Here is a 1,076-nt window from a genome sequence, read left to right as displayed (position 1 = left end):
GTGTGCGGCCGTTCCCATGATCGATAGGTCACAGCAATCAATAACGATCGTGTTTTCGATAACGGAGGCCTTGACGAGGTGGTATTGGCAGAGCCAGACTCCCGTCCATCGGTCGGCATTGTCGAACACCTACCGGCAATACGCGTTAGAGTGTGACAAGGCCAAGGGCCGGCAACGACCTCACCTGAGGTCGCGAACCACCGGAGGGACCCGGGGTTCGCCTTCCCCTGGACGAAGGACAAAGGAGTCGCGGGTGTCCAGCTCCGACATCTTCATCGGCGAGACCATAGGTACCGCCATACTCATCCTGCTCGGCGGTGGCGTGTGCGCCGCCGTCACGCTGAAGGCCTCCAAGGCACGCAACGCCGGGTGGCTCGCCATCACCTTCGGGTGGGGTTTCGCGGTCATGACCGCCGTGTACATCTCGGCGCCCCTCTCCGGTGCCCATCTGAACCCGGCCGTCACCCTCGGCATCGCGATCAAGGACGACGACTGGAGCAACGTCCTGACCTATTGGTCGGGCCAGCTCCTCGGCGCGATGATCGGCGCGCTGCTCGTGTGGGTCGCGTACTACGGACAGTTCCTGGCGCACCTCACCGACCGTGAGATCGTGGGCGGCCCCGGTGCGCAGGACGTCAAGTCCGTGGAGGCACGGGAGGCCAAGGCGGGCCCGGTGCTCGGCGTCTTCTCCACCGGCCCGGAGGTCCGGGTCGCCTGGCAGAACGTCGCCACGGAGGTCATCGGCACGATCGTGCTGGTGCTCGCCGTCCTGACCCAGGGCCTGAACGACAGCGGCAAGGGTCTGGGCACCCTGGGCGCGCTGATCACCGCCTTCGTGGTCGTCAGCATCGGTCTCTCGCTCGGTGGCCCGACGGGGTACGCGATCAACCCGGTCCGTGACCTCGGCCCGCGCATCGTGCACGCCCTGCTGCCGCTGCCCAACAAGGGCGGGTCGGACTGGAGCTACGCCTGGGTCCCGGTCGTGGGACCGCTGATCGGCGGAGCGATCGCCGCCGGTATCTACAACGTGGCCTTCGCCTAGAGCTGTACAGCTTTGCTTGGAGCCGTACGTCCAC

The 1,076-nt window shown here is 66.2% G+C and carries 1 protein-coding gene; it reads left to right on the top strand.

From position 1 onward, the window contains the following. Positions 1-253 precede the first annotated feature (253 nt). Complete coding sequence (locus ACFWGJ_RS43810) at positions 254-1,042, top strand: MIP/aquaporin family protein (protein WP_381834097.1); 789 nt, start codon at positions 254-256, stop codon at positions 1,040-1,042. The last annotated feature ends 34 nt before the right edge of the window (positions 1,043-1,076 follow it).

Source organism: Streptomyces sp. NPDC060205 (assembly GCF_042728395.1).
In the GTDB taxonomy this organism is placed as follows: Bacteria; Actinomycetota; Actinomycetes; order Streptomycetales; family Streptomycetaceae; genus Streptomyces.
This window is presented reverse-complemented; position numbering and strand designations above follow the sequence as displayed.